The following is a 26715-nucleotide window of genomic DNA, read 5'->3' as shown; positions in this document are numbered from 1 at the left end:
GATAAAAAACACGCTAAATTGGGATCTATGATATAGTTATTTGCAGTTATAAATCCAAGGAAAGCCAACATGAAATCAAGTGTAATCAAAACCTTAATTTTTGCTTTATCAACTTTTATCGGCTTTAACGCTTCAGCTCATCAAGGGCATGAACATGGTGAACATCACCATGGTTCGGAGCAACTTTCTGTTCACAACGCAACCGTGCGTACTTTTTTACCGGCAGCACCTTCAACTGCAGGTTATCTCGTTATTGAAAACCCAACGCAGCAAAATAAAGTGTTGGTTAAGGCTTCGCTTGAAGGCGTTAAGCGTGTTGAAATTCACGAGCATGTTCATAAAGAAGACATGATGAAAATGCAACGTGTTGACGAGCTAGCTATTCCTGCGGGTAAATCAGTGACATTCCAGCCAGGTGGTTATCACTTAATGGTGTTTGAACCGGTAGAAACATTAAAAGTCGGTGAAAAGCGTAAGCTTACGCTATATTTTGCTGATGGCGATAGGATCTTCACCATGGCGGAAGTTGTCGCACTTGCAGACATGTTTGGTGGCAAAGAAAAGTCAAACGCCGGACATCACTCTCATCACTAAAAACAGTGAGGTATTAAATGGGAAATCATACGGGAAAAATCATCTCTGGCATTATCGCTGTCATACTTCTGGGTTATGTTATAGCTGTATATTGGAGTGTGGAACCAGAGCAGTTTGACGTCGTCGCGGCTGCAAAAGCGGATGCGCAGAAAAATGGCAATACATTAGTCACTGGATATGTAACGACACATACCTTGATTAAAGTGACGGATACGCTTTTAAATAAGCCTGGTGGTTACTTGTCGAATGACATGATGCCACCAAGCGTAATGATGGATAACATGCCTGCTTGGGAGTACGGTGTGCTTGAGATGACACGAGATCTTACGCTTTCGATGCGTAAAGATTTTAGTCGTTCACAATCTCAATCGACAGAGCACCCGAGTTTAAAGCTAGCTCAGCCACAGTTTAATATCAGTTCAACAGCGTGGATGTGGCCAAGTGCTGAGGGTGAGTATCAAAAAGGTAATGATTTACTACGTCAGTATTTGACTCAAATTTCTGATAATAGTAACCGCGATAGCCAGTTTTATGCGCGTGCTGATAACTTGAGAGCTTGGTTAAAAGAGGCCGAAAAGCGCATGGGCAGCTTAAGCCAAAGATTAAGTGCGAGCGTAGGGCAAGACAGATTAAATACCGATTTAGCTGGGGATTCGGCAGCTGATCAAGCAACCATGACGCCAAGCCATAATATGGTGAAAACCTCTTGGTGGCAGATTGATGATGTATTTTATGAAGCCAGAGGCGCCACATGGGCGTTACTGCACTATATGAAAGCGGTAGAGCATGACTTTAGACCTGTGCTTGAAAAGAAAAATGCACTTGTCAGCCTACAGCAGATCATCAGAGAGTTAGAGGCGACTCAAGAGACGGTGTGGAGCCCTATGGTGTTAAACGGCAGTGGCTTTGGCTTGGTAGCGAACCACTCTCTGGTTATGGCAAATTATATTTCGCGAGCCAATGCGGCTCTCATCGAACTTAGTGAACTTTTAGCGCAAGGATAACATCATGAAAAAACACTTTTTAGCAGCGGCATTATCTCTCGCTTGCTTAGCACCTGCTGCACACGCAGACACGGTACTCGGGCTTTATGTCGGTGCAGAAGGGTGGGATACCGAAACCGAAGGTAGCTTTGCTGAAAAAGGCAATATGCAAACCTTTAACTTTGACGATGAAACTTTTACTAGTTTCTATGCTGCACTTGAGCACCCAGTACCGCTGGTACCAAATATCAAGTTACGCTATACCGAGCTTGAGTTAAATGGTCAAACGACGTTAACAGAGTCTTTTGACTTTGGCGGCCAAGTTTATACGGTAGGTACTGACGCGACAACAAACGCAGATCTAAACCACATCGACTACACATTGTATTACGAAGTGCTAGACAATGACTTGTTGACGTTAGACTTTGGTGTGAACTTTAAGCAGTTTGACGGTTCTATCATGGTAACTGGTACTGCAAATGGTCAAACACGCACAGAAGAAGTTGAATTCTCAGGCTTTGTTCCTCTCGGTTATTTGCGCGGTGAAGTGGGTTTACCACTTACAGGGCTAAGTGTTTTTGCCGAAGGCAGCATGCTTGCAATTGATGATAGCAAAATCCAAGATTATCAAATTGGTATCGCTTATGAGTTTATCGACAATATGGCTGTTGATGTTGCGGTAAAAGTGGGTTATCGCTCTATGGTACTTGAGCTAGATGATATCGATGATATCTACACTGACCTGGATGTCTCTGGTCCATTTGCAGGGATCCAACTACATTTCTAAGATAGTGTAGTTTACTCCTTTAGCGGCTTGGTACGAGTGATCGACCAAGCTGTTTTTGTTTGGTAAATAGAATAGTTTCTTTATCTCTCTTCCCACTCGAGAGAAAACTCGCTTTCAAAGGCCTTTTCTACAAGTTGCTTGTATTGTTTATTGATTGGACTTTGGAGTAATTTTTTTAGCTCGTCTCCGGTTTGCGTCAACTTGTAATAGCTCAGCACCAAGTCATTGGATTTGGCCGTTAAGGTCATTTTTTTACGTAAATACACCAGCTGCATTGACTGTCCTTTTTGTAGCGATGCGGACTCAATTTCTTGCCGATAAAGGATATTAATGTCCATCAGCGTAAGTATATTTGGGAAGTTGAGCCCAGCTTGGCTTAAGTTGATGGATTCGGTGCTGCCTTTACGTAGCAAATCAAAAATAGACGGCTTTTTATAGTATCCATGAAGAATAAGGTAGCTGTCTTCTTTTTCTAAGTAACCACACAACGGTGCACATCTTTGTAAAGCGGTTGCTTCACGCTGGGTCATCATCTTTAGGGTTTGCAGACTTTTAATTGAAAAAGTGCCGGGTGTAATACTTTCACCCACTAATATCTTTGCCCACAACTTTTGCATAGAGTGATTGGCAATGTCTTCTGCAAGGGTGATGAAGTGCTCCAACCAATCGGGATCGGGGCGACCTCGGGCGGTAACCTCGGGGCATAAAGTAAGTGCCATGCCCATAATGGCCTCAAGATTTTGCTGGCGCTGGATTTTGATTAATTGTTGGCGCTTTAGAGCACGTTTTAGCGTGCCATGTTGAGTCCGCACCGTGTATTGGTTATCTTTATTTTTATCAGACTGATAACGGTCATTTTGAGTGACAAGCGGTGTGATCCGTTTCACCATGGGGTAGCCGAGCTTTTCTTCAATCGAAAGCGCTAAAGCTGACTTTACTTGTGCATTTTTGACTGCCATATCAAGCTCGTAGTTTATACAGTGTGTGCATATGGTTCACTGCAGAGTTAGTTAGTTGCTGTAAATACTGCTGCATAAAAAGTGCGATAAAACTGCCAATAAACGGCGTATTAGCTCTTCCTTCAATCGTGATGGTCAGTTTTTTATCGGCCTGAACGGTCAACAAATTAAGGCTGATTTTGGCTAAATGTTCATCGTCCAAATGTAATGACAGCTCTAAACTCTGTTCGTTGATTTTGGTGATGGTCATTTCAGCTTCTCCCCAAGGATGCACTAACACTGCTGAACCACCTACTCGTTGCTTTTTCGGTAAAATACGAAAGTGGATGTCTTCGGTTGCTTGCCAATTAAATAATGCTGGCCAATGGGATAATACCAATGGAGAGAGTGTTGTGTTATTTGCAGAAATATCGGTGCTTTTTACCACTTTATAATGGTGTGGCATCGCTAAACCAGCAATCACAATGACAAGTGCCAAAATCATCAGCATTCTAATAGGAGTAGATAAACGTTTGATACAGAATCCTCTTTGGTAAAAAGTATGCTAAATCATCTATTTTGTTCTATGCTCGACTATAATATTTCATGTATGTTAATCAAACAGAACTGTAATAGTAAAAATGTACCATATTTTGTAAGATGGTAAACACTGGAGTGAATCAGTGCCTATAATTAAAGAGTAGTGCGGATTTAAAGGGTAAAACATGGCACCTGAGCAAGAAGATTATTTGTTTGCAGAGCACGAAGAAGTTACTCAAGAAGAAGAAACGACAAGTGCTTTTTGGGATGTCTTAGTCGTTGATGATGATCCTGAGATCCATTCTGTTACTAAACTTGCGCTGTCTAATTTAGAGTTTTGGGGCAAAAAGCTCAGGTTTTTTCACGCCTATTCTGGCAAAGAAGCCATTGAGATTTTAAAAGAACAAAATAATATCAGTATCCTTTTACTCGATGTAGTGATGGAAACCGACGACGCAGGTCTTAATGTCGTGCGTCGAGTGCGCGAAGAGATCAAAAATATGGCAGTACGTATTATTATGCGTACAGGTCAACCGGGTTATGCACCGGAAGAAAAGATCATTCGTGAGTTCGACATTAACGATTATAAAATGAAGACAGAACTCACCCGCAGCAAACTGGTTACTTCTTTACTTACCGCTATCCGTTCTTATCAACAAATTTGTGAGCTCGAAGCGCAAAGCTATGCACTAGAGCAGATCCTTTCAGCTTCTCGTGCCATACTCGGTCATACCGATATGGGTTCCTTTGCAGCGGCGGTCGTTGCCCAATTGGCAAATATTTTAGATGCGTCAGGCGAAGGCTTAGTGAGTGGCTACCTAGATGATGATATGCATTTAAGGGTGTTTGGTGGTAGTGAGCAGTACCGCGAATTCTTTGGCCATGGTATAGAGCAGCTTGATAATGGTCGTGTCATCATGCAAGTGCAAAACTGTATTGATACCGAATCCCACCAATCTACCGCGCATGACATTACCTTCTTACTTGAAAGCAAAAACAAAAAAGCAGCCATTTATTTAGAGCTAGAGGCTGAGCCATCGGAAGCGCAATTGAAGTTTGCTGAGATATTCCTCACGAACGTTGGAGTTGGTCTTGATAATATTAAGCTATTCAATGAATTACGTGAGGTTGCTTACAAAGATAATCTTACCAAACTGCCTAATCGCGCTAATTTTATCGAGAAAATAGAGTCTTACTTTAACCAACAACAGTCGCTCGTTTTTATTCTTGTTGATATTGCTCAATTTTCTGACATCAATAATGGTTTAGGCCAAGAAGTTGGGAACTTGTTGTTATTAGGTGTTGCTGAGCGAATTAGTATTGAGTTTCCTGAGGCCCAGTTAATTTCACGAATTGGCGCGGATGTGTTTGGCTTTTTAATGCCTGAGTCGCAGTTTGATGAAGAGTCTTTTATTGATAACTTGTGCGTGCCCTACCATGTCGGGGAGCATTTGTTGACTATGCACTTTCATATTGGAGTGTGCCGTCAAGAAGACTTTCAACCGCAAGGAATAGAAACCTTAAAACTTGCGTATATTGCGCTTAACCAAGCAAAACAGTCGAGTATTCCATTGGATTGGTATACCCCAGATTTAGAAGAAAAAATGGCTTGGAAGCTGGGGTTAATAAGACAGCTCAGGCAAGATTTTGAGATGAAAAAACTCGAGGTTTGGTATCAGCCTCAGTTTTCTATTGCTGATCGCAAGGTGATTGGCTGTGAGGCTTTGTTGCGTTGGCCTTCTGGAAACGGGAATTATATTTCCCCTGCGATTTTTGTTCCGCTTGCGGAAAATGCAGGGCTTATTGTCGAAATTGGCCAATGGGTATTAGAACAAGCCTGTCAGTTGCAGGCAACTTTGCAGCAACAGGGGTTCGGTGAGCTTAGCATTGCTGTTAACGTCTCTGTGCCGCAGTTTAAGGTGCCAAACTATGCACAGCAGGTCAAAGACACAATCTTGTCGTTTAATGTGGAGCCTAAGCATATAGAGCTCGAAGTGACAGAAAGTGTAGTCATGGATGAGGTAAATTCGGTGATCAATACACTCCAAGAGTTACAAGAATTTGGTGTTGAGGTGGCCATTGATGACTTTGGTACTGGATTTTCTTCTTTGAGCTATTTGCAAAAACTTCCTTTAGCACGGCTTAAAATCGACCGTGCTTTTGTCAAAGATATTCCTCATGATGACAGTGGTGCTATTGCCGATCTTGTCATCTCTTTAGGGCAGCATCTTGGCCTAAAAACAATTGCGGAAGGTGTAGAGACAGAAGAGCAAATGACGGTGTTACAAAAGCTTGGCTGCGATGAAGTACAGGGATTTTTATTAGCAAAACCAATGCCTGAACAAGACTTACTTGAATTTTTAGAATCAAATTAGTCTATTGTGTTGTGAAAATCGGTGCAATTGCTTTTCTTTGTAATGTTGATTAGACTAAAGTTTGAACACTCCGTTCTTAAGTGTACTTAGGTACTTTGTATTATCAATAATAAGGGATTTGCTATGAAAATCGCAGGAGTTTGTGTTGTCCTATTGGTGCTTCTGACGGGTTGTAATTCAACGACCGAGTCGGCAAAAAACAATAATGAGAGCACGATAGCTAAAAATCAAGATGATTTATACTGTAAGCAAGATATCATCACTGGTAGTAAGTTTACAAAACGAAGATGTCGTACTAAAGATCAGATCGAGCATGATCGACGTGCGGCAAAAGACATGCTTAACCGTCAGCAGAGTACAGTTGGCGTCCAAGGCGGTCAGTAAATATTGCTTTGTTAGACTAGCACGAGCAGTCTAATTATTTGCTCTAATTGAGGAAACAGTTGCGAGCTGCGCTGAAAACTCCTCTTTTAGAGCAGTTACCTTTCTTTCTCTCAAGTTTAAATTACGCTTTATCTTTCCTGACTATCTCCACTTATTTAACCTGAGGTTTGGATAAGGAATGAGCTAACTCATTGTTTTTAATAACACATTAAATTACCCCCTTATCTAGCCAGACAGTTTTAGGGATAACAAGGCGAATTTATGCACCAATAGCTGGCTATTGGAAGTGAATTCAACGCAGTTAGCGCTAAAACTGGCTGCTAGAAAGGCATTAATTATCCGAAGCTCAGGTTATTTAATTTTGATTACGGTGTATGAACGTTAGCGGTGATAGATATTATTGTGTGCATGGTATCTCATGCTTTAATACCAAATAGACTTAATACCCACTCAATGTGAGGGGGAAAATCTGACGCTAGCTGCGTTAACAACTTCTTTTTTAGAACAACTAGGTGCATTGCTGATGGCTGGATGCGGAGCTGGCGACAATACTTTCTAATTTCAAAAGTAGCTCACCCTATTAGAGAGGTTTTGATGTTAGGTGAGTAGTTAATAGATATTTGCCTTCTAAGCATCATGATTAAGCAGTGATGTGAGAGTGACATTAAACTAAAAAGCCCTCGCAGCTTTAAACTTGCGAGGGCTGATAATTACGACTAAATCTTACCGGTTTTAGACTACAGTCTAAATGTGAAACCTGCGAAGATATAGCGACCCAAAGAATCATAGAAACCAGGGTAAGTGTTACCATTTGCAGGGCCTGCAGGACCATTTGGTACTAGTGGAGCAGTATTATCAAAGATATTATTTACACCACCGCGGAATTGCAGGTTATCAGAAGCATTCCATGTTACTGCAATATCAACGTAGTCACGCGCAGTCATTGGAACTGGTCCATCGATTACTTGACCGTCGTCATTTCGAGCGAATTCCTTCACTTCACTTACATAACGATAGGTTGCTGTAATGTTTGCATCCCAAGGCGTTACCCAAGTTGTTGAGAAGTTTGACTTAAAGTCAGGAACTGGGTATTCACATACCGCTCTATCCCAACGACCTGCACAATCGTCAATATCACCACCTGGTAAGTTCTGCGTCGCATACTTATCTAGCCATGTACCGATTAGCTTGAAGCGTAAAAGACCCATATCATCAGGTAGGTTATAACGGTAAGACGCATCAAAATCGATACCGCTTGTTTCTACGCTACCAATGTTGGTATCAATTGCAGTGATTGAATCCTGACCTAGCCATAAAGAACCAGTCGGACCACGGTTGATAAGTCCACATAACTCGTCGTTACCATTAATCGCACACTGATTGAAGATTGTTGCTTCAGGGATTTCTTGAATTGCGTCTTCAACAGTAATGTCGAAGTAGTCAATCGCAATGTCTAAACCTTCAATGGCTTCAGGAGATAATAGAATACCGAACGAGATAGTATCTGACTTCTCAGGCTCTAGGTCTGGGTTACCACCAGTGATACTGTTGTATTGACCTGCTGGGTTGATCAGTGCGTTTGAACCATATTTAGATGGATCGAGACCTGTTCTAGCACACTGTTCAACGGTTAGAGTTGGGTTGTCACCACCACATGGATCTTCCCAGTTAAACAAACCTAAACCAGCAGATCTGAATAGGTCACGTACGTTACCTGCACGTACTGCGCGTTGGAAGCTTGTTCTTAAACCAAGTTGATCATTAACGCGGATATCAAACGCACCTTTATAGGTGTTAGTTGTTTTATCCGTTGAATAATCAGAGTAGCGGTAAGCTAACTCTAATGTAATATAATCAGCAAATTCAGAGTCTTCGACTAATGGTACGTTGAATTCAGTAAAGAATTCATTGACGTCAAATTCACCACTTACGCCAAGAACTGGACCACCTTGACCTGCACCGTCACCCGACTGGAAGCCTTGATCCGGATTAAAGTCTAGTGACTCTTTTCTGTGCTCAAGACCAAATACCACGCCCACACCAGTGGAAGTCCCAGGTACTACAACACCGTACTCAGTAAGGTCACCAGTAACATAACCACTAATTTGTTTTGTTCTCGTGTCACCACGAGCAAATAGAGGCATAGTTAGATAGTCGATTTGCTCTTGAGTGATGTTCGCTGGATCGAAAATATTCCAAGGAATACAGGTTGGATCGCTACCATCTACAACTGACTTACATACCACGTTACCGTCATCATCTGTCGTTGCTTGTAATGAACGAATGATTCTGGTTGTAGACATGTCGTTTTGGTAAGTCTGAGCATATGATACGTTACCAAAGTTCATATACGCATCATAACTCCAGTTGTCATCGATTTCACCGCGAACACCTAGTACAAAGCGAGTTGAGGTATGGCGAATATCGTCTTGACGAGGGCCACCTTCAACATTACGTTTACCGATGAAAGCACCTTCTACAACGCCATCAACTGCAACGCCACCAGGTCCACAAAGCGTGTTTCTTTGTGAATCTGAAAGTAGCGGATTATCACAGCTAATATCAACTTGGTTGAAGAAAGAGCCAGAAGGTGCGATCTGAGCTACTGTGCGGTTGTCCATGTAGTTAAACTCAGCGTAAAACGTATGGCTGTCGTTAAAGTCATAGTGACCTAGCAAGCCAAATGTCTTACGTTTGTCTGGACGTTGGAAGTAGTTAAGCGGGCCATAGTTATAAACAGTTCCAGCAGTAGGAACGAAATCGGTACCAGCTACTTTGTAGTCATAGGTATCGAAATCGGTAATACGGCCATCAGGAATTGTTCCTGAACCACCACAGATACGTTTACCTGTGGCATCGATATTCATAGCACAGGCGCTGTAGTCACGGTTATCCTGTGTCACTTCTTCGATATCACGCCAAGTCGCGTAACCTGTGATGTTTGCACGTCCATCTGCAGAGTTTGCACCAAAAGTCAGAGAGATATCATGGGTGTCACCATCCCACTGACTTCCGTCAGGTACTGGGAAGCCTCTATCATTTAGTGCTCGTTGCATGTCTTTGTGGTCGTTATCATGTTGATAAACACTACCTTGATACTCAACTTGGAAGCCTTCAAAGTCGTCTTTCATGATAAAGTTTACAACACCAGCAACAGCGTCAGAGCCGTATGTTGCTGACGAACCACCGGTAAGAACATCTACACGTTCTACCAAGGCAGCTGGGATTTGGTTAAGGTCAGCGCCGATACCACCAGCAACAGGAGAACCAGAAGGCAAGCGACGTCCATTAACAAGTACTAATGTACGTTCTGTGCCTAAATTACGTAGGTTTACTGTTGCGGTACCTGTAGCTCCATTTGCTTGGCCTGAAGTTTGGTCAGCAAAGATTGCAGGCATATCGTTGAGTAGATCTTCTACCCTAGTAATACCTGCAACTTTAATGTCTTCGGCCGTAACACTTGTTACAGGGCTCGCACCAGTCATGGCAGCTCGCTTGATACGAGTACCAGTAACCTCAATTCGTTCTACGCTATTAGTAGCGTTGGCATCTGTTTCTTCAGCGTGGGCGATACCTGATACGCCTGCAGTCAGCGTTGAACAAGCCAGTAGAGATAGCCTGATCGTTGCTGATAGGTTAGAAAGTTTCATCTTATTTCCTTATTTATTTATTTATTAGCAGAGTAGGAAAATGTTCCTGCAACATAGAACTTACAACGCATCTACTGAAAGTTCAATGGTTCGTTTGTAAAACCGTCAAATGTAATGGAGATATGAGCTTTTTTATAACGAAATTATACGGATGAAAGTTGAAACAAAACATTTCTAGATAAAAGTAAAACAAAGGAATGAGTAATTTGTTGCCAAAAAAAGGACACCGCGATGGTGTCCTTGATGATGAATACCTGTGGAGTTGATTACTCTTCAGTGATAAATGCTTCACCGGATTGAATCCACTCTGCTGGTGGCAATCCTTTCAGATGATAATCAAAGTATTCTTTCATACGAATTGAATAATCTAGCTGATTTGGCAGCTTTTTCAGATGGTGCGGTTCACCTTCGTATTGCAAGAAAATAGCGTCTTTATCATGTCTTCTTAAGGCTAAATAGTATTGAATACCTTCTTGCCAAGGCACTGCGCCGTCGTTATCACCAAACATGATCAAAATTGGCGTGTTTACTTTATCTGCGTAAAACACTGGAGAGTTTTCTATATATAATTCAGGCGCTTCTGTTAGCGGTTTACCGATACGGCTTTGGCCTGTTTCGTACTGGAACTGTCTTGCAATACCTGATTCTAAACGGATCCCACTGAACGCTGAGGTCATATTAGATACTGGCGCGCCAGACACAACCGCTTTAAACATATCTGTCTGTGTGATCATAAATGCACTTTGGTAACCAGCCCAAGAGTGGCCTTGTAAGCCAATTTTATCCGGATCCGCAACACCTGTATCAATCAGCGCCTGTGCTGCATTGATCATGGTTTGTGTTGAAGAGCGCCCAGGGTGACCGATTTCAAAACGAATATCAGGCAAGAATATCGCATAACCGTTTGAGGTATACATTGGCAGGTTTGGTCTGTGATTTAGCTCCATTTTCGGGAAGTCATACATGCGCTGGCTCATATAGCGGTAGAAGTAAATCACCACTGGCACTTTATCACCAGCTTTATAATCAGCAGGTTTGATTAACACGCCTTGAAGATCTTCGCCATCGTAGCCTTTGTACTTCACAAGTTCAGGTTTTTGGCCCCAAGCAAATGTCTGCTGCTGTGGGTTTAAATCTGTGAGTTTTGTCGGGTTATTAAAGCTGCCATCTGAGACCCAATAATCAGGAAACTCTTGATAAGACTGTCTTGTGAAAATATAAGTGTCCACCTCTTTGGCTTTTTTCACTACGCCATATTTAGCTTCGCCAGACAAAACAGTTTGCAACTTGTTATCTTGTAGAGAAAGCGTAGCAATATGCGTTTGTTTATTTTCGAGGTTGTGCGCACTTAACAGTAAGGTATCGTCCGGGTTAAAACCTAGTTTGTCCTTATCTTTATACTCAATACGATATTGCGTTTGGGTCTTATAGCCATCAGTTAGGCGAGTTGCTTTTGCCGTTTTGGTATCAAATGCCCAAATATCATATTTACTGTAGGCGTAGAGCGTCGAACCATCGAGCTGCCAACCAGCAAATCCAAACCCTTCGTTTGGTTCTGGTTTATCATGTTTATCATCAGCAAATAGTGCGTTTTTAACCGCTTTGCTTACTGGGGTAAGCTGTTGAGTGGATAACGATTTCAACCAGACTTGTTCACCGTCGAAATAGGCCGCATGTTTACCATCAGGCGCGACAGTAGGGCGATTTGAGCTTTCTTTAACAATGAGTTGTTTATCACCGCTGCTGATATCAACGCTGTAGTAGTCGCGATAAAAGCCCTTGTACATAATCTGCTTTAGGTAGGGTGTATCGTCGCTGCCCAGCACAAAATTTGCGTTTGTGTGCAGTGAAATAGAAGGCACTTGAAGGTTTTCAAGCTGTACTACATGCTCGCCATTAATATGATAAACCGCTTGATAATGTTGATCTCGACGGCTTTCATTCCATGTTTTTATTTCTCGAGTTTTGATTTCAGGATCGGCATTGTGCCAAACTTTTAAGCCTTTTTGCTGGCGAATGGTATCGTAATCATAAAGTGAGCTTTCATCTGTGTATTTAAGCACTTTGGCTTTTGCTTCAAGCTGTGGACGATTTTCAAAAAACAGTCGTGAGCCATCTTCAGACCATTTGATTGATGCTGTCTTGCCTGAAAACCAACCGCTTGGGTTGTGGATGTCGGTTATTTTATTGCTTGTTGGAGACCATAATTTGAGTTGATAGTCGCGGCGGCGCTTGTCATCGTTGACATAATTACCTAAATAAAAAGCGACATGTTGAGAATTGGGTTGCCAAGCAATGTCTCCTAAAGTCACACCGGGCTCATCAATAAGACTTGTGATTTGATTGCTTGCTAAGTCAATAACGGCAACACGGTTTTTACTGCCGTCTTCGCTTTGCTGATTGACCAAGATAGCGTTACTACTTGGCGCCACTTTGTATGCTGCGATGTCGTCATAGCGAGTGCTTTCATTGTTGGAAAGATTCAGCACCACAAGTGTTAAGGAGTCATCGCCTTTATCTGCACTGATTTTGAGTTCATCAGTTTGCTTGTCAGTATTCGCTTTTGCGTCTGATTTGTTGTCGCCTTTTTTTGCATCCTCACGGTACACCAGCCATTGGCCATTGTCTGAAAGTTGATAATCTTTAACCGAGTTAAAGGTTTGCTGGGCCTTGGTTGTGGTGTTCACCAACACTAAGTTGTTTTTTAGTGTTTTCTTCTTCTTTTTATCTGCCGTTTCTTTTTCAAGTAGGGTAGGGCGTTGGGTAAAGCCAACCCATTGACCACTTTTATTGATAACTGGGTTCGTGCCACGGGGAACCGATGCAATCAGTGCTTTATTATTGAGAGAATAGACTTGGCCTTCGCTGTCACCACGGTAAGGCTTTGCACTTAGGCCGAGGAATGTGCCTTGTTCGGAGATCACCGTACCCTGAGGGTAACGAAAATCAAAAACATCTTTAAATTCAAGGCTGGGTTTAGCTGCTAAGCTGCTTACACTAAAAAGTGCTGCGCTTAAGAGTGAGAGTTTTAGAGTCATATTTAGAGCATTTTAGTATGTATTTATGACGTTTTTATCACTTTTAACAGTGAAACTAAAATGCTCTGCGGTGTGCGGATGTATTTAAGCGGCTAGCCGCAGGTGCTTAAAGCCAGATTTTCTCAAGCTCAACCCACTGTTTATCGAATTGCGCGGTTGGTTTTGCTTTAAAGTCACTTCTGACAAACTGGTTCATCTTACCCTCAACAAAAGCTAAGAATAGGTTAGCCAGAACACTTTCTTCACTCGTGAACGCCTTACCTTCTCTCAATTTACGCTCTCTTAATACTTGTTTGAATTGTGTCTCAAGCTTTTCAAATAAGCTTTGTACTCGTTCACGTAAGCGTTCTTGCTCACCTTGTAGTGCATCACCCGTTAAAATACGTGTGATCCCAGGGTTTTTCTCTGCAAAGGCTAGGAGTAGAGTAAGAATGTTGTAGATCCGGTTACGGGTTTCTTTTTCGTTTTCTAGGATTAAATTAATGCGTGACAGTAACGTATCTTCGATGAACTCAATAAGCCCCTCAAACATTCTCGCTTTACTTGGAAAGTGGCGATAAAGCGCAGCTTCTGAAACCCCGACTTCAGCAGCGAGTTTAGCTGTGGTGATACGCTGTCCCGGGCTGGTTTCCAGCATTTGTGCGAGTGATTGAAGAATTTGCTCTTTGCGATTACTACGTTTTGTCGCTGGCATGAAATTTCCCTTATTTTTCTAATTGTTATATTGTTTTTGTCGGGTTTATTAAGCACAGAGAGTGATGCGCAGAAGTGCAAACCCCGACTCGTTTACACGTTATCGGGGTATCATGTTAATGTTTTATTCAGTTTCTTTCCAGTCTTTTACATGAAGGTTATTTTATCTTTTCGGCAATAGCTTGCATGACAGTGAGTGCTAACTCTTTTTTGCTAGAGTGAGGGAGTTCAAGTCGGTCTTTTTTCCAATATAGGGTCAATGCGTTGTTATCTGAATTAAAACCACCTGTGCTATCCGACACATCATTCGCACAGATCATATCCAACCCTTTATTGACCAATTTTCCTTGCGCATATTCGGCGACATTCTGCGTCTCAGCGGCAAAGCCAACGGTATAAGGACGAGACTGTTTTAGTGCTGCGACAGTGGCGATGATATCGGGGTTTTTAACCAATGTTAGTGTGATTTCTTCGCCTTGCTTTTTAATCTTTTGCTCGGCAACGGTGGCTGCACGGTAATCAGCGACCGCCGCGCAGCCGATAAAAATATCCGATTGTACGGCATATTCGAGTGCAGCTTGTTGCATCTGCTCAGCACTTTCTACATCAAGTCGAGTAATTCCTGTGGGGGTATTTAGTGAAACCGGCCCTGCGATCAGATTTACGCTTGCACCTAAAGCCTTTGCCGCCTCGGCAAGGCTAAAGCCCATTTTTCCTGAACTGTGGTTAGTAATAAAACGCACTGGATCTAATGCTTCGCGTGTCGGCCCTGCGGTGATAGTTACCGTTTTTCCTGCTAATACTTGCTCAGTAGGGCGAAGTGCTGTTAAACACAGTTGTACCAACTCATTGGGTTCAAGCATGCGCCCTGCGCCTACATCTCCACAGGCTTGCTCACCTTTACCAGGTCCCCAGATTTGGACATGGCGTGAAGCTAGGGTGTTAAGGTTTGCTTGAGTCGATAGATGTGCATACATCTGTTGATTCATTGCCGGCGCTACGGCAACAGGCGCGGGTGTTGCGAGTAGTAATGTGGTCAGTAAATCATCCGCAATACCCGCCGCCATTTTGGCGAGGATATTCGAGGTCGCAGGAGCAACCAATACTAGGTCTGCCCATTTTGCAAATTCGATATGCCCCATTGATGCTTCTGCTTGTGGGTCAAGCAAAGAGTCAGAAACGATTTCACCAGAGACCGCCTGCATTGTCAGTGGCGTGATAAAGTGCTTGGCAGACTCAGTCATCACCACTTTGACATCTATTTGCTGTTCTTTTAGGCGGCGAACAAGTTCTGCGCATTTGTAAGCAGCGATACCACCGCTGATCCCAAGTAAGAGGCGTTTATTTCTTTGCATGTTTGTTTTATACGATCACAGTATTAATAAACTAAAGATATCACAGTCTGTGTTTGCTTTTGAATAATCGTGATCACCCGCTAAGCTTAATTTAGTCAAGGAGACATACAAATATAAGGAATAGTAGGATGCAAATATCAGCCTTACCCAAATCCGCACGGCCAAGAGAAAAGTTAATAGAACAAGGCCCTGAGGCGTTATCCAACGCCGAGTTATTGGCTATCTTTTTACGCACAGGGATCAAAGGATTAAATGCCATAGAGCTTGCCGAATCCTTGTTGCAAGAACAGCAAACGTTACAGCGTTTATTCAATGCCTCGTTAGAAGAGTTTTCAGCGTTAAAAGGCTTAGGCGTTGCCAAATATACTCAGTTACAGGCCGTTTTGGAGCTAAGCCGGCGTTATCTAAAAGAAGAGTGCTTAAGAGAAACGGTATTTCAAAACCCGACAGCGGTACGTGACTATTTGAGTGCTCAACTACGGGGGCTTGGGCATGAAGTGTTTATGGTGCTATATCTAGACAACCAAAATCGTCTGATAAAAGATGAAGTGTTGTTTCACGGCACAATTAACGCAGCTTCGGTTTATCCAAGAGAAGTAGTAAAGGCGGCACTCAAATACCATAGTGCAGCTGTGATTTTTGCCCATAACCATCCATCGGGCGTGGCAGAGCCCAGCGAAGCGGATAAACTCATTACGAAAAAATTGCAGCAAGGCTTGGCACTAGTTGATATTAATGTACTTGACCATTTAATCGTTGCCGGAAGTCATTGTATTTCGTTTGCCGAACGAGGACTGATTTAAGCTGAGTTGCTGTTTTATCAGGTGGGTTTTGCTTTCTCAAGCTGTCCTTTCGAACTGAGCAAAGTGGAATGGAACTTGATCACTCAACTTTTACTCGAAGTGTGAGGTAGCTGGTGGAGTATTGCTGCCCAAATATACGCATAAGCACGAAAATTAGACAGTCAAAATCACCATCGACAAAGGGCCAAAAAAGAAATTTGCTCGTTAAATCAGCATATTTGTATAAATTTTATAAATTAGTTCAATTTAAATGCAGTTTTTACTTTCCTAGTGGGCTTCGGATCATTATAATTGGCCGCTATCAAATTTACCCATGAGCTGATTTCAGTAGGATCAGATCCTTGATCTCTGCCTGTAGATACTGTATAAAGAGCGCCCTTTGATTTTACCTAGGGCACGCAGTTAAAAGGCCTTTAAGGGAAAATTAAGCTCGAGCGAAGTTATTGGAGATACATAGACATGTCTAAAGTCTGTCAAGTTACAGGTAAGCGCCCAGTGGTTGGTAACCACCGTTCGCACGCGCGCAACGCTACTAAGCGTCGCTTCCTACCTAACCTACAAACACACCGTTTTTGGGTTGAAAGCGAAAAGCGTTTCGTTTCTCTACGCACTACTACTAAAGGTATGCGTATTATCGATAAAAAAGGCATCGACGCGGTATTAGTAGATATCCGTGCTCGCGGCGAAAAAGTTTAAGGAGCTGAATCATGCGTGATAAGATCCGTTTAGTTTCAACTGCTGGTACTGGTTATTTCTACACTACCGACAAGAACAAGCGTAACATGCCTGAAAAAATGGAGATCAAAAAGTTCGACCCTAAGGTTCGTAAACACGTGATCTTCAAAGAAGCGAAAATCAAGTAATTCGTTTCAAGAATCAATAAAAACCCAGCCTCGGCTGGGTTTTTTGTTTTTGTACTTTAATTTTTCACGGTTAATTGCCAAAGCTCACCACTTGGTTGCTTCAGCTCACTGAAAATCACATCGCCATTTTGCAATATATCAAACTGTCCAATAAATCGTTGTGGCGGGGTGAAATACAACTTTTCTTGTTTAGTCTTCAGGTCAAATCGCCAAATACTTTTGTCTTTTTCATAGTAAAGCGCATTATCTCTGAGTCGCCAATTCAACCAATTTCTCACTGGTACATCCGTCACAACTACAGACTCTAGTCCGTCTTCCTGTTGCCAAATTCCGGGTTGTGTAAACTTGGTAAAATACAACACATTATTAAGCTTGTAGCCGCTGTAGCCACCTTGTGTTGTAAGTTGCTGATGTTGGTTTGTTATTAGATTTAGAGACCATAACTGCCAACTACCAGAGCGTTCACTGCTGTAAATGATTTCGTTGTTATCTTGGCTGTAATTGGCAACGTAAGGCTTAAGCTCAGGACTTATAAGTTGTGTTGTTTTTTGGCTGTTGATAGCAAACTGGTAAATAGCGTCTTGATATTCATACAGTATTGTTGAGGCATCGTGGTTAAGTTGAAAGCGCTGAAAATTAAATATGTGAGGCAAGTCAACTTGAGTGTGTTGTTGTGTTTCAGTGTCGATAGACCATAAAGCGGAATGCGCGCCGTGATCCGAAATATACCAAACTCGCGGCATTTGATTTGCGCGAGGTAAGCGATTCAATGCCTGATTATCAACAAGTGGTGAAAAGGTTTGATCCGATGCGTCGAAAAGGTGAATTAGGCTAGTTAACTTATATTGGTTAAAGAGCAGGGTCTCATTGCTATCTTGTAATACTAGGCTTTCGATTGGTGCTGTGAGCTTGTGAAGCAGTTCTGCTTTACTCGATTTTATATCAGCGCGATAAACGCTACTACCTGCGCTAAAGTAAATAGATTGTCCGCTGGCAGACCAAGTTAGTGCCGTGAGATTATAAGGTAACTTAACGGTGCTCTTTACTGACATGCTTGGGTAATCGTACACCGTCAGTTCGTGCTTATCTTCTCCAAGATAGCGTGCGGCGGCGAGTTGGTCTTTAGTTGTGGATAAACTAAATAGATGATCGCCTCTAAGGTTTCCTGAGATTGGAGGAAGCGTTAACTGGATATGCTGCTTTGTATTCGAGTCGAAACGGTAAAGGCCGTATCCACTATGTATATTTGTGCGTTTTCGATAAATGATTTCGTGCGGATTTGCGCCCCATATTAGCTTAATGTTTTCGATAGGCTGGCAAGAGAATAGCGTAGTGTGCCGTGCCTGCGCGATATCAAACTGTTTTACGGTACAGCCATTATCATCGTCAATATAGGCGATGTGTTTGGCGTCTGAGCTTAAGGCTTGTGTGCTGATGTTGCCAGAAAACAGCTTTCTATTTTGCTTGCTGTGATTGAGCCATAACTCCGATTGCTGAGTGTCGGTAGGATGCAGGTAGCTAAAGCTTTTATATTGAGGTGCGCTACTTAACTGCAGCTCGATACCGCTCTGGCTCGTTAATTTTTGGGGCGCGAGTGGTTCGTTATTTTGCGCAGGCTGCATGAACTGATAGGCAATAAATGCACATACGCTGGTAATAAGTAGAGAAACACCTAAAAGTGGCGCGATCTGGGAGCTGGTCTTATTTATTGTTGCCGGAGTATGACTTGTGACCGCGGGAATCAGTCGGTATCCAAGGGTAGGGATAGTCTCTATATACTCAGTTTTACCATCTAATTTATTCATATACTGGCGCAACGTCGACACGGCTTTATTGATTGCGCTTTCTGTGACTACGCGACCTCGCCACACTTCTGCAATGAGTTTATCGCGCGAAACAACATTACCATTTGCAGCAATTAAGGTTTGTAGCAATAAGTATGGCTTAGGCTCAAGTCTGATGGAGTCTGTGCTACTTGTCAGCGTTCGATTAACCGTATCAAACCGAATGGCTGCAATCTCATAGCGCATTTATTATCCCTTTGATTATATTGTTTATATTTATTGGTAAGGAATTCCTCACAACGATTTCATGTGAATTCGTCGCGCCCTTTTTCAAAGTATTTAGAGTACATGAAAACAATAAAATAGGAATGGCCAACATGACAAGTCGAATGTATTTAAAACAGGCGTTAGGTTTAACACTCGCAGCTTTAGTCGCGGGCTGTGGCAGCAGTAGCGACAGCAAAAAGGCGTCAAGCAATGACGATGGAGTGTTAAAGCCCGTAAATGGTTTTGAGGTTCATCAACTCAATGAGCGTTACTATTATATGAAGCCGATTGAAAAGCCACATAAAGCGTATAAGCTGATGTTGGCCTTTCATGGTTCTGGAGGGACTGCTTACGGTATGGCAGGTTTAACCAAGCTACATGAACAAAACGATGATTATATAGTCGTTTATCCCAAATCAAAAAACGAAGAGTGGAATGAAGGCTGTGGTTGTAACAAGGCACATCGTTTAGGTGTAGATGACTTAGGCTTTGTTGATCAGATGATTGCAGAAATAAAAGCCAAATATGATGTCATTGACGGTGAAATTTATGCGACCGGCTTTTCTCAAGGCGGGTTATTTGTACAAAACTTATTATGTAACCGCTCGGAGACGTTTAATGCGATAGTAACGGTTGCAGCACCTATGTCCTACCAATTAGGTGATAGCTGTAATTTTTCGACACCTACAAACTACCGAATTATGCACGGTAAAGCAGACTCAGTATTGCCTTATAATGGCAAAAGTCACGCAAATTTTGGGCTACTCTCGTCACCTCAAGCGATTAAAATTATTGCTAACTTAAATTATGAGGCAGCTTTATCTGTTGATGAAGAAATAGCGAAAGGCGTGACGTTAACTCACTATCCTAATCGCAATATTCAAACGCAGCTAATTAGTGTAGACGGGGCTCATCATAGTTGGAATTTACCACCTGTCCATACCACCGAATCGATAATGACATTTTTTGAATCGACAAGTCGTTATGCGCTGCCCCAAGGTTCTGATCTTATCGCAGTAAACAACGATTATTACCATGTTCGACAATTAAAACAGCACACTGATAAACCAACTGTGGTCATGCTCTCGGGTGCGAATATGCATTTTCATAGTGACAGTGCTTGGTTCGCGTTACTACAGCCTTACTTAGCAGACAGTTTTAATGTTTACGTCATTGATAGGCTAGGGCAGGGGTTAAGTAGTGTCGATGACACACCTTCCATGAATAAATTTGCACACGACCTTCCAGTACTATTTGAAAAGCTCAATCTCAGTGATGTGCATTTGTTGAGTTACGCAAATAGTAACTCGGTGCCGTTAATTGCGATGCAAAAATCACAGGAATTTAAGCAAAAGATAGCAAGCATGTTGTGGTTAGACCCAGATATTTTGCTGCCACATTCTATTGCTCAGTATCAAGGTTACCCAGTTGACGTTTATCGTCAATACGGACAAGACTTGATTGATCATGTTGCTGCCGGTAATTGGCAAGAAAAAATGGATGGAAAAATAGCTGAAGAACAGGCGCACATTGAAGCTCTGCTTGAAGGGAGTGAGTTTGCAGACTACATGGATTGGCAATATTTCAATCACATCATGCAAACCCGTCATAGTGTTGCAGCTCAACTTACTCGAGTACACGAAATGATGAACTACCATGATGACTTGGAGTTAGTAAGAAATTGGCAGCCAGACAGCAGCATTCCGATTTCAGTGATAGATAGTGAGTTTGAAAAACTAGATATTGCCAATGCAGACTCTGAGGAAGTGAAAGGCAATCTAATAAAATGGGAAGCAGAGGGACGTAAATGGTCGCAAGAAGTTGCTGAAACCAGCGGTGGGCAATACTTACCAATATCATCAACTGAGCACCTGATCCCATTTACCCATCCTGAGCTTATCAAGCAGGCATTGACTGAGCTTGCGAACCAATGACACCAATCCAGTTTGCTAGATGAGCGCTTGAAGCGTTGAGTTAACATATAAAAAACGCGAGCTTGTCTGCGGCTCGCGTTTTTTATTTTTAAAACCTAATGAATTAAATCATTAGGTCACTGCATTGTAAAAAAGTACTGCCACACGTAGAGTCTGGAAGCTTTCTGTAAAGTCTTTAGTTGTAAGGCACCCTGTGTATTCCAGAAAAATAAGAAATTTTCGTCACTTTTCTTTAAATTAGGCCACTTGCTATACCATTATCCAGTTATCAAAACTAGAGTGGTTCTAAAAGTGTAGATAAGCAAAAAGTTACATTTAATTTATTACATCGAAGGTGACTACAATCTGATAGAACTCAACAGGGGTAGAATCACTCACTCAAGTATTTTGAATAAACAGTATTAAATACAGTTGATAGAAAGATTCCTCATCCCCCTTACAGGCACTAATTACATTGTAATAATCTAACTGAGTGTTTAAAAATTGTCTTTGGCTAAAACTTATCATCATCAATATCTGGGACAGCAGAGTTTTTCTGAAGCGCAAGGTACAATGCTACCGTTTTAAAATGAGAATTAAGTCTCAATCCTTTTTATTGCAATTTTCAATCGATCATTCTCACAAACCAGCACGCCTTTATCACATTCTATTTGGGCCAGTTTACTCATCCTGTCAGACGCTTGTGATGTGGTACGCTGAAACCCCAACAGACCTAAAGCAGCAGATGCAGCATCTGTAATACTTATCGCATGGGCATCTTGTACTGTTAGCAATAGTGCATTTGTAAGTTCAGCGTCACATACATTCTCAAGTTTACGTGTTGTAGTGTCAACATTGTTCCAATTTCTCAATTTTACTGTGTTTCGGCCTTTTGGCCATAACACATCATCTAGGCTTACATTAATTAAAGCTTGAGATGTAGCACTTTGAATAGCTTGGTTGACTATGCGTTTGATCTTGGCTCCTACTCTTGAAAGCCCAGCTGCATTTGCTAATCGAGTTGCAACTACTGAAGCATAAATTGGGTATTCTGTTTCAACGATACGTTCAACAGCATGAACTAATACGCTCAATGGGATTGCACTGAAATCATCGACATGTGGAATATTTAATTTGGATACATCTGCTTTCCTGTAAGGTGTAGTGCAGGCTTCAAACTCTGGTTGCTCTTTTTCAACCCTGAGGATAGGAGTGGCAACAGGCTCTGGTGAGGCCGCTTTGGGCTTTTCCAGCTGAATACTATTCGCTTGTGTTGTTAAAGAACACATCAGTTCATCATGTTGGGCTATCGAATTATCAATTAGTCCTTTTAGCCGATTTAGCTCAGCGTCTGGGTTTCTAAACCAGTCGGTCGACCAAATTCTTTCAAATGTCCAGCCTAAACCCTCCAATACACTTTGTCTTAGCCTTTCGCGATCGCGTGCAGAAGCTGCTTCGTAATAACCAGCTCCATCATATTCCAAGGCTAATACGAATTTAGTGGGGTCTTGCGGGTGCTTTATCGCCAAATCAATATAGTAACCTTGGCTACCAACTTTGGTTTCAACTTGATAGCCAAGACTCTGGATAGCCTGATGTAGTATAGTACCAAAGGCAAAACTCTGTTTCTGTTCTTGTACATGAGATTTACTTAACTGGCCCGAATCAGCGAACTGCAAAAAGATTTGCAATGAGTGAATACCCAGCGGGCTATCTACTCCAACTTTTAACTCTTCACCTTTAAAGTTTGCAAACACCTCCATGGCTAGACGAGCTCGTGAAATAAGAACATTCAGCCGCCGTTCGCCACCTGGTTTGTTTAGCAGGCCAAAATTTTGACTAAGCTGGCCCATTTTAGTTTTACCGTAGCAAATACTTATATAAATAACGTCACGTTCATCACCTTGAACGTTCTCAAGGTTTTTAACAAAAAATTCGTCACCACCAGCATGCCGAGCAAAAAATTCGTCCGTTTCGGGGTTTAATCTGCGCTCTTTCTCCAACTCAAGCAATATGGCATCCCGTTGTGACAGGCTGAAAGCGACAACGCCTAAGGATAAATGAGGTTTAGTCAAGGCATGGTTAAGAACGGCTGCCACGACAGCTTGAACTTCGCCGGCGTTGGTGCGAGAACTTCCTTTGTCATAATGAGTGTTAGGCAAATAGTTAAACTTCAGCCCTGTTGCATCGGGATGAAAGCCTGGGCTAGGAAAAGCAAGTAATTTGTTTTTGTAAAATTGGTTGTTTGAAACAGCAATTAGTGAGTCATGGCGCGAGCGATAATGCCAGCGAAGCATCTTACTCGCAGCTCCTCTAGCTTCGATTAACGCCAAAATGCTTTCCATCTCAGCTGTAGCACTGTTTTCCAGTTCATCTTCTTCCAGTTCTACTGCTTTACCAAATAAGCTATTTGGAGGCATTTGCTTACTGTCACCTACTACTATTACTTGTCGCCCACGTAACATTGCACCTAAAGCATCTGGAGCCGGTATTTGACTTGCTTCATCAAATATTACCAGATCAAAGTCCAAAGCACCTTGCTTTAAGTAAGTTGCAATAGACATTGGGCTCATCATGAAAATGGGCTTCACTTGCTGGATAATGTTGCCGGCTTCAGCAAGAAGTTTTCGAATAGGAATGTGACGCTTTTTCTTACCGAGCTCGCGCAGTACCAATTCCATCTCGCCTTTTGCTGATTTCTTAGGTAAACGTTCATATAGACGATTTACCAATAGTTCTTGTGCAAAGAAAAGGCTTTCACCGTCGATACGCTTAAACTCTTTCAAGCTTCTCTCATGTTTAGTGCGATCAAATCTTCTTATTGCTTCGGAATTATCATAAGCATAATTGACCAATCCTTTATAGTAGCTAAGTTCGAAGCTTGTCATTAATTGTTCTGGAGTGTCGCTCCACGAAAAAGCTAGCTCAGTAAGCGTTTTTATGTTGTATGGTTCAAGAGCCTGTACTATCTGATTGTAGCGCGCGAAATCATATAGAAGAGTAGAGTTTTGCCAGTCAGTTAATAAGGTATTCAACCGCGAAAATGAGATTGATTGAAAGTTGCTATTTTGCTTACTGCTGTCTATTTGTAGTAACTCGTTTAGCATTTGCAGGTGCTTTGAAATGTTGTAGCACAACGTCTTAATGGAGTCCGCTTGAGTAACAAGTATCTTCTTATCAATTCCCTTATCAATCAATTTTGCCAATGAAATTGGTAATTCATTAGCTGCAATTTTTGAATAAAACTCTCTGATCCAATTGTTTACGTTAGAAAGTTCCTCTAATTCCGAAAACTCACTTTGCCAGAGATCGCCGAAGACATTAGATAATACCTCCTGATAACTTTCGAGTTCCTTTATTGTGCCTTGGTATTTGAGTCCAGCATCTATTGCATTTAGCCACTCATATGAAGATGCGGGAAGTACACCACGCCAAACTCCGGCTAACTTTGCCTTTGATTGGCGGTACGTTGGCGATAAGAAACGCCACCATTTATCTGTTTTGCCAACCAAGCCTTGACGAATACTAAGTAAATCAGAACTTAGCGCTTGCGAGATAAAGTGTTGTTCGCACTTGGTTTTCAGATGTAGTAAGTTACTCAAGCACGATAGTCCATTATCGATTCGTTTTCTATCTGACGCCCATACTGGGTTGTTAACTTTAATATTTTTTAGATCTGGTACTTCAGCTAACCATGCCGCTGTTGAAATTAACGGATTTACATCACGCAAGCATGCTGGCTTTTCAAGCTGAAGAGTATCACTCAGAGAATTAGCTTCGTTATAAAGTTGACTGAGTAAAGAGCTTGCTTCTATTAAAGTTGTGGTTAGAGCCTGTTGTGTCGATGGAGAAAAATCAGTGCGGCATGACATAGAAAAAGAATGTTCAGATGGAACTCCAATAATCTCTAGTTGCTGAACTAACTCTGCTACAAGCTTTTTCGCATTGTTATATTGCTCTGAAGTCCATTGCTCGAAAATACTAAATGGTAATACAGGTAAACTGTTGTCAGGATCTTTTGTGTTTACTTGAAGCAAACTTCCAAGGGATTCTATGTAATTGAGGTTACTTCTAAGAATTGGCGATCGTATCGCATTCACATATGCATCCAACGCCGTTTTTGACTCAGTCAACTCCAAAAAGTCTTGCTCACGGCTTTTTGTTTGTGGCTTTCCTTGCTCAAGAGAGTCTCTGATCGAGCTCAATACGACTTTCTTTGTGCTTTTATGGCTATGTAACTCCAGTACCGCTAAGCCGAGATGAGTTTCATCCAGTCTTTTCTTTACTACATCTAGTGCAGCCATTTTTTGCGCGACAAAGAGAACTTTCTTTCCCGACGCAACGGCTTCAGCGATGATATTGGTGATGGTTTGCGATTTACCTGTGCCAGGAGGACCTTGAATAATCAAATCAGCGCCAGATTTCATAGCCAAGATCGCTTCAATTTGACTTGAATCAGCATCCTTTACGAGATGGAGTTGTTCTGGGTGATTCAGATCTTCTGGGTTTATTTCAATCGACTGTTCAAAACCATCTCTGAACAAGCGACTAATTAACGATAATTGTGATGGTCTTTTGCCTTCAGGCCAGCCAGATGGGTCAAGATCCATGTACATTTGAAACTTGCCAAAGGAAAACAGCCCCAACCCAATCTTATCCTGATGCACCCGCCAAGAGGGCTGGGCTGTAATTGCATCCGAAACAGCTTCAAAGTAATCACTGATTGTTAATTCATCAGAGTATGTTGGAAGCATTAACTTGAACTCGGTTCTAAGCTTTGCAGCTAAAGTCAGGTTTGAGCCTAGCTCTTCACCTGTATATCGTAACTTAAAACTGTCTCTTGCAGACGAGCGAATTAATTCAACAGGAACCAGAATTAAAGGAGCATACCTGGAAACAGAAGCGTTTGTTGGTTCACTCCACTGCATAAATCCAAGCGCGAGATATAAAACCTCAACACCTTGCTCCTGTAGCATTGTATGCGCTTCAGTTTCAAGCTTTAACAAAGCTTTATCAAGTTTTGAAGGGATCAACCCAGTTTGCAGATACTTATCAATAAAGCGAGATTCCCCCTTCTTCTGTTCTAAGTACAAATCAAGTGGAGGCAGATCAGTTTCATCATCTGCAGAATAAAAGGTTCCTTCGTCATCATTCTCGGTAATTTTTTGTTGATACACTTCAGGAAGGGGTAAAAACCCAAGTGAAATTTCTTTCTCAACTAATATTTCAAAAATGTTTGCAGATTTTTCATCTACAATATCGAGAGACTTACTGCCACTTCGGTAATTTAACTGAGGATTCGCTCTAAGACCCATATCGAGTAATTCAAGACGCGCGCGCTCCAACTGCTGCTCAACAACCATAAAATTCCCCTTTGGTTTATTAGGCGATCTACATATTTAATTTTTTGTCAAAAAACAACATAACACGGTTTTTTCTAAAATCAATATTGCTACTAGTTGAGGGATGACGGCTGATTATGAATATAACGGAATATATAACCTAACCTAGAACCTAACCTAGAACAGTGTAGTTACTTATAGTCTGATCTTTTAGGTCGGTTTTTTTGTGCCTAAAGTTTTTTAAAGAATAGTTATATTTTTATTTGCCGGAAAAATCGACACCGTTACAGTTAGGACGAAACATGACAATGAATGCAATAGAGCCGTTTTGGCAGAAATTAGGCATGCCTAATTTCTAATATCATGAAAAGTAATAAGATTAAAACCCTTGAAAAGTTACCCTACC

17 protein-coding genes are annotated in these 26715 nt (G+C 41.8%); 9 read left to right on the top strand and 8 right to left on the bottom strand.

Translation table 11 applies throughout. The annotated features are described in order from the left end of the window. Positions 1 to 69: 69 nt before the first annotated feature. Genes NH462_RS08400 through NH462_RS08390 form a run of 3 tightly spaced genes read left to right on the top strand, consistent with a single transcriptional unit; the run spans position 70 to position 2364 of the window. On the top strand, positions 70 to 594 hold the full coding sequence (locus NH462_RS08400) for a copper chaperone PCu(A)C (RefSeq protein WP_010376720.1): 525 nt from the start codon (positions 70 to 72) through the stop codon (positions 592 to 594). Between the two features lie 17 nt (positions 595 to 611). Continuing rightward, positions 612 to 1598 (top strand): DUF2333 family protein, encoded by a 987-nt coding sequence (locus NH462_RS08395; protein ID WP_010376722.1) that lies wholly within the window; start codon positions 612 to 614, stop codon positions 1596 to 1598. Between the two features lie 4 nt (positions 1599 to 1602). Continuing rightward, the gene (locus NH462_RS08390) at positions 1603 to 2364 is read left to right on the top strand and encodes a TIGR04219 family outer membrane beta-barrel protein (RefSeq protein WP_010376724.1); all 762 of its coding nucleotides are present in this window, start codon (positions 1603 to 1605) and stop codon (positions 2362 to 2364) included. Positions 2365 to 2444: 80 nt separating this feature from the next. On the opposite strand, the gene NH462_RS08385 is transcribed toward NH462_RS08390, so the two are convergent. Together NH462_RS08385 and NH462_RS08380 are read right to left on the bottom strand one after the other, a co-directional pair. Further along, complete coding sequence (locus tag NH462_RS08385; protein ID WP_010376727.1) at positions 2445 to 3323, bottom strand: TIGR03899 family protein; 879 nt, start codon at positions 3321 to 3323, stop codon at positions 2445 to 2447. A 1-nt stretch (position 3324) separates the two neighbouring features. Beyond that, complete coding sequence (locus NH462_RS08380) at positions 3325 to 3807, bottom strand: hypothetical protein (protein WP_010376729.1); 483 nt, start codon at positions 3805 to 3807, stop codon at positions 3325 to 3327. Positions 3808 to 4027: 220 nt separating this feature from the next. Between NH462_RS08380 and NH462_RS08375 the strand changes: the two genes are divergently transcribed. Both NH462_RS08375 and NH462_RS08370 read left to right on the top strand, forming a co-directional pair. After that, on the top strand, positions 4028 to 6217 hold the full coding sequence (locus NH462_RS08375) for an EAL domain-containing protein (protein ID WP_253105391.1): 2190 nt from the start codon (positions 4028 to 4030) through the stop codon (positions 6215 to 6217). A 123-nt stretch (positions 6218 to 6340) separates the two neighbouring features. Continuing rightward, entirely contained in the window at positions 6341 to 6601 is a 261-nt protein-coding gene (locus NH462_RS08370) for a hypothetical protein (protein ID WP_010376734.1), read from the top strand. Between the two features lie 737 nt (positions 6602 to 7338). On the opposite strand, the gene NH462_RS08365 is transcribed toward NH462_RS08370, so the two are convergent. From NH462_RS08365 to coaBC, 4 genes are all read right to left on the bottom strand, one after another. Continuing rightward, positions 7339 to 10251 (bottom strand): TonB-dependent receptor, encoded by a 2913-nt coding sequence (locus NH462_RS08365; protein ID WP_010376737.1) that lies wholly within the window; start codon positions 10249 to 10251, stop codon positions 7339 to 7341. Positions 10252 to 10517: 266 nt separating this feature from the next. Further along, positions 10518 to 13289 (bottom strand): prolyl oligopeptidase family serine peptidase, encoded by a 2772-nt coding sequence (locus tag NH462_RS08360; RefSeq protein ID WP_253105390.1) that lies wholly within the window; start codon positions 13287 to 13289, stop codon positions 10518 to 10520. Between the two features lie 106 nt (positions 13290 to 13395). Further along, on the bottom strand, positions 13396 to 13983 hold the full coding sequence (gene slmA / locus NH462_RS08355) for a nucleoid occlusion factor SlmA (protein WP_010376740.1): 588 nt from the start codon (positions 13981 to 13983) through the stop codon (positions 13396 to 13398). Positions 13984 to 14140: 157 nt separating this feature from the next. Further along, a complete protein-coding gene (gene coaBC, locus NH462_RS08350; RefSeq protein WP_253105389.1) occupies positions 14141 to 15337 on the bottom strand; it encodes a bifunctional phosphopantothenoylcysteine decarboxylase/phosphopantothenate--cysteine ligase CoaBC in 1197 nt (398 codons plus the stop codon). Between the two features lie 128 nt (positions 15338 to 15465). Between coaBC and radC the strand changes: the two genes are divergently transcribed. The 3 genes from radC to rpmG all read left to right on the top strand — a co-directional run bounded on the left by radC (position 15466) and on the right by rpmG (position 17003). Next, a complete protein-coding gene (radC, locus tag NH462_RS08345) occupies positions 15466 to 16140 on the top strand; it encodes a DNA repair protein RadC (protein WP_017219072.1) in 675 nt (224 codons plus the stop codon). A 459-nt stretch (positions 16141 to 16599) separates the two neighbouring features. Further along, positions 16600 to 16836 carry a 50S ribosomal protein L28 gene (gene rpmB, locus NH462_RS08340; protein ID WP_010376746.1) on the top strand — a complete coding sequence of 79 codons (237 nt, stop codon included), beginning with the start codon at positions 16600 to 16602 and terminating at the stop codon, positions 16834 to 16836. An 11-nt stretch (positions 16837 to 16847) separates the two neighbouring features. Then, positions 16848 to 17003 carry a 50S ribosomal protein L33 gene (rpmG, locus tag NH462_RS08335; RefSeq protein WP_010364212.1) on the top strand — a complete coding sequence of 52 codons (156 nt, stop codon included), beginning with the start codon at positions 16848 to 16850 and terminating at the stop codon, positions 17001 to 17003. A gap of 56 nt (positions 17004 to 17059) precedes the next feature. On the opposite strand, the gene NH462_RS08330 is transcribed toward rpmG, so the two are convergent. Next, on the bottom strand, positions 17060 to 19033 hold the full coding sequence (locus NH462_RS08330; protein ID WP_253105388.1) for a winged helix-turn-helix domain-containing protein: 1974 nt from the start codon (positions 19031 to 19033) through the stop codon (positions 17060 to 17062). A gap of 131 nt (positions 19034 to 19164) precedes the next feature. Here NH462_RS08330 and NH462_RS08325 point away from each other — a divergent pair, with 131 nt between their 5' ends. Beyond that, a complete protein-coding gene (locus NH462_RS08325; RefSeq protein WP_253105386.1) occupies positions 19165 to 20988 on the top strand; it encodes an alpha/beta hydrolase in 1824 nt (607 codons plus the stop codon). A gap of 575 nt (positions 20989 to 21563) precedes the next feature. Here the strand turns inward: NH462_RS08325 and NH462_RS08320 are convergent. Continuing rightward, positions 21564 to 26330, bottom strand: coding sequence for a DUF3320 domain-containing protein (locus tag NH462_RS08320; protein ID WP_253105384.1), 4767 nt, complete (start codon positions 26328 to 26330; stop codon positions 21564 to 21566). Positions 26331 to 26715 lie beyond the last annotated feature (385 nt).

Source organism: Pseudoalteromonas sp. OANN1 (assembly GCF_024124685.1).
GTDB lineage: Bacteria > Pseudomonadota > Gammaproteobacteria > Enterobacterales > Alteromonadaceae > Pseudoalteromonas > Pseudoalteromonas piscicida.
Note: the sequence above shows the minus strand (reverse complement) of the source record. Positions and strands in the feature narration are given on the sequence as shown.

Bases quoted from the DNA above. Each gene is read 5' to 3' on its own strand.
- NH462_RS08400 (WP_010376720.1), top strand. From the start codon at position 70: ATGAAATCAAGTGTAATCAAAACCTTAATTTTTGCTTTATCAACTTTT.
- NH462_RS08395 (WP_010376722.1), top strand. From the start codon at position 612: ATGGGAAATCATACGGGAAAAATCATCTCTGGCATTATCGCTGTCATA.
- NH462_RS08390 (WP_010376724.1), top strand. From the start codon at position 1,603: ATGAAAAAACACTTTTTAGCAGCGGCATTATCTCTCGCTTGCTTAGCA.
- NH462_RS08385 (WP_010376727.1), bottom strand. From the start codon at position 3,323: ATGGCAGTCAAAAATGCACAAGTAAAGTCAGCTTTAGCGCTTTCGATT.
- NH462_RS08380 (WP_010376729.1), bottom strand. From the start codon at position 3,807: ATGATTTTGGCACTTGTCATTGTGATTGCTGGTTTAGCGATGCCACAC.
- NH462_RS08375 (WP_253105391.1), top strand. From the start codon at position 4,028: ATGGCACCTGAGCAAGAAGATTATTTGTTTGCAGAGCACGAAGAAGTT.
- NH462_RS08370 (WP_010376734.1), top strand. From the start codon at position 6,341: ATGAAAATCGCAGGAGTTTGTGTTGTCCTATTGGTGCTTCTGACGGGT.
- NH462_RS08365 (WP_010376737.1), bottom strand. From the start codon at position 10,251: ATGAAACTTTCTAACCTATCAGCAACGATCAGGCTATCTCTACTGGCT.
- NH462_RS08360 (WP_253105390.1), bottom strand. From the start codon at position 13,289: ATGACTCTAAAACTCTCACTCTTAAGCGCAGCACTTTTTAGTGTAAGC.
- slmA (WP_010376740.1), bottom strand. From the start codon at position 13,983: ATGCCAGCGACAAAACGTAGTAATCGCAAAGAGCAAATTCTTCAATCA.
- coaBC (WP_253105389.1), bottom strand. From the start codon at position 15,337: ATGCAAAGAAATAAACGCCTCTTACTTGGGATCAGCGGTGGTATCGCT.
- radC (WP_017219072.1), top strand. From the start codon at position 15,466: ATGCAAATATCAGCCTTACCCAAATCCGCACGGCCAAGAGAAAAGTTA.
- rpmB (WP_010376746.1), top strand. From the start codon at position 16,600: ATGTCTAAAGTCTGTCAAGTTACAGGTAAGCGCCCAGTGGTTGGTAAC.
- rpmG (WP_010364212.1), top strand. From the start codon at position 16,848: ATGCGTGATAAGATCCGTTTAGTTTCAACTGCTGGTACTGGTTATTTC.
- NH462_RS08330 (WP_253105388.1), bottom strand. From the start codon at position 19,033: ATGCGCTATGAGATTGCAGCCATTCGGTTTGATACGGTTAATCGAACG.
- NH462_RS08325 (WP_253105386.1), top strand. From the start codon at position 19,165: ATGACAAGTCGAATGTATTTAAAACAGGCGTTAGGTTTAACACTCGCA.
- NH462_RS08320 (WP_253105384.1), bottom strand. From the start codon at position 26,330: ATGGTTGTTGAGCAGCAGTTGGAGCGCGCGCGTCTTGAATTACTCGAT.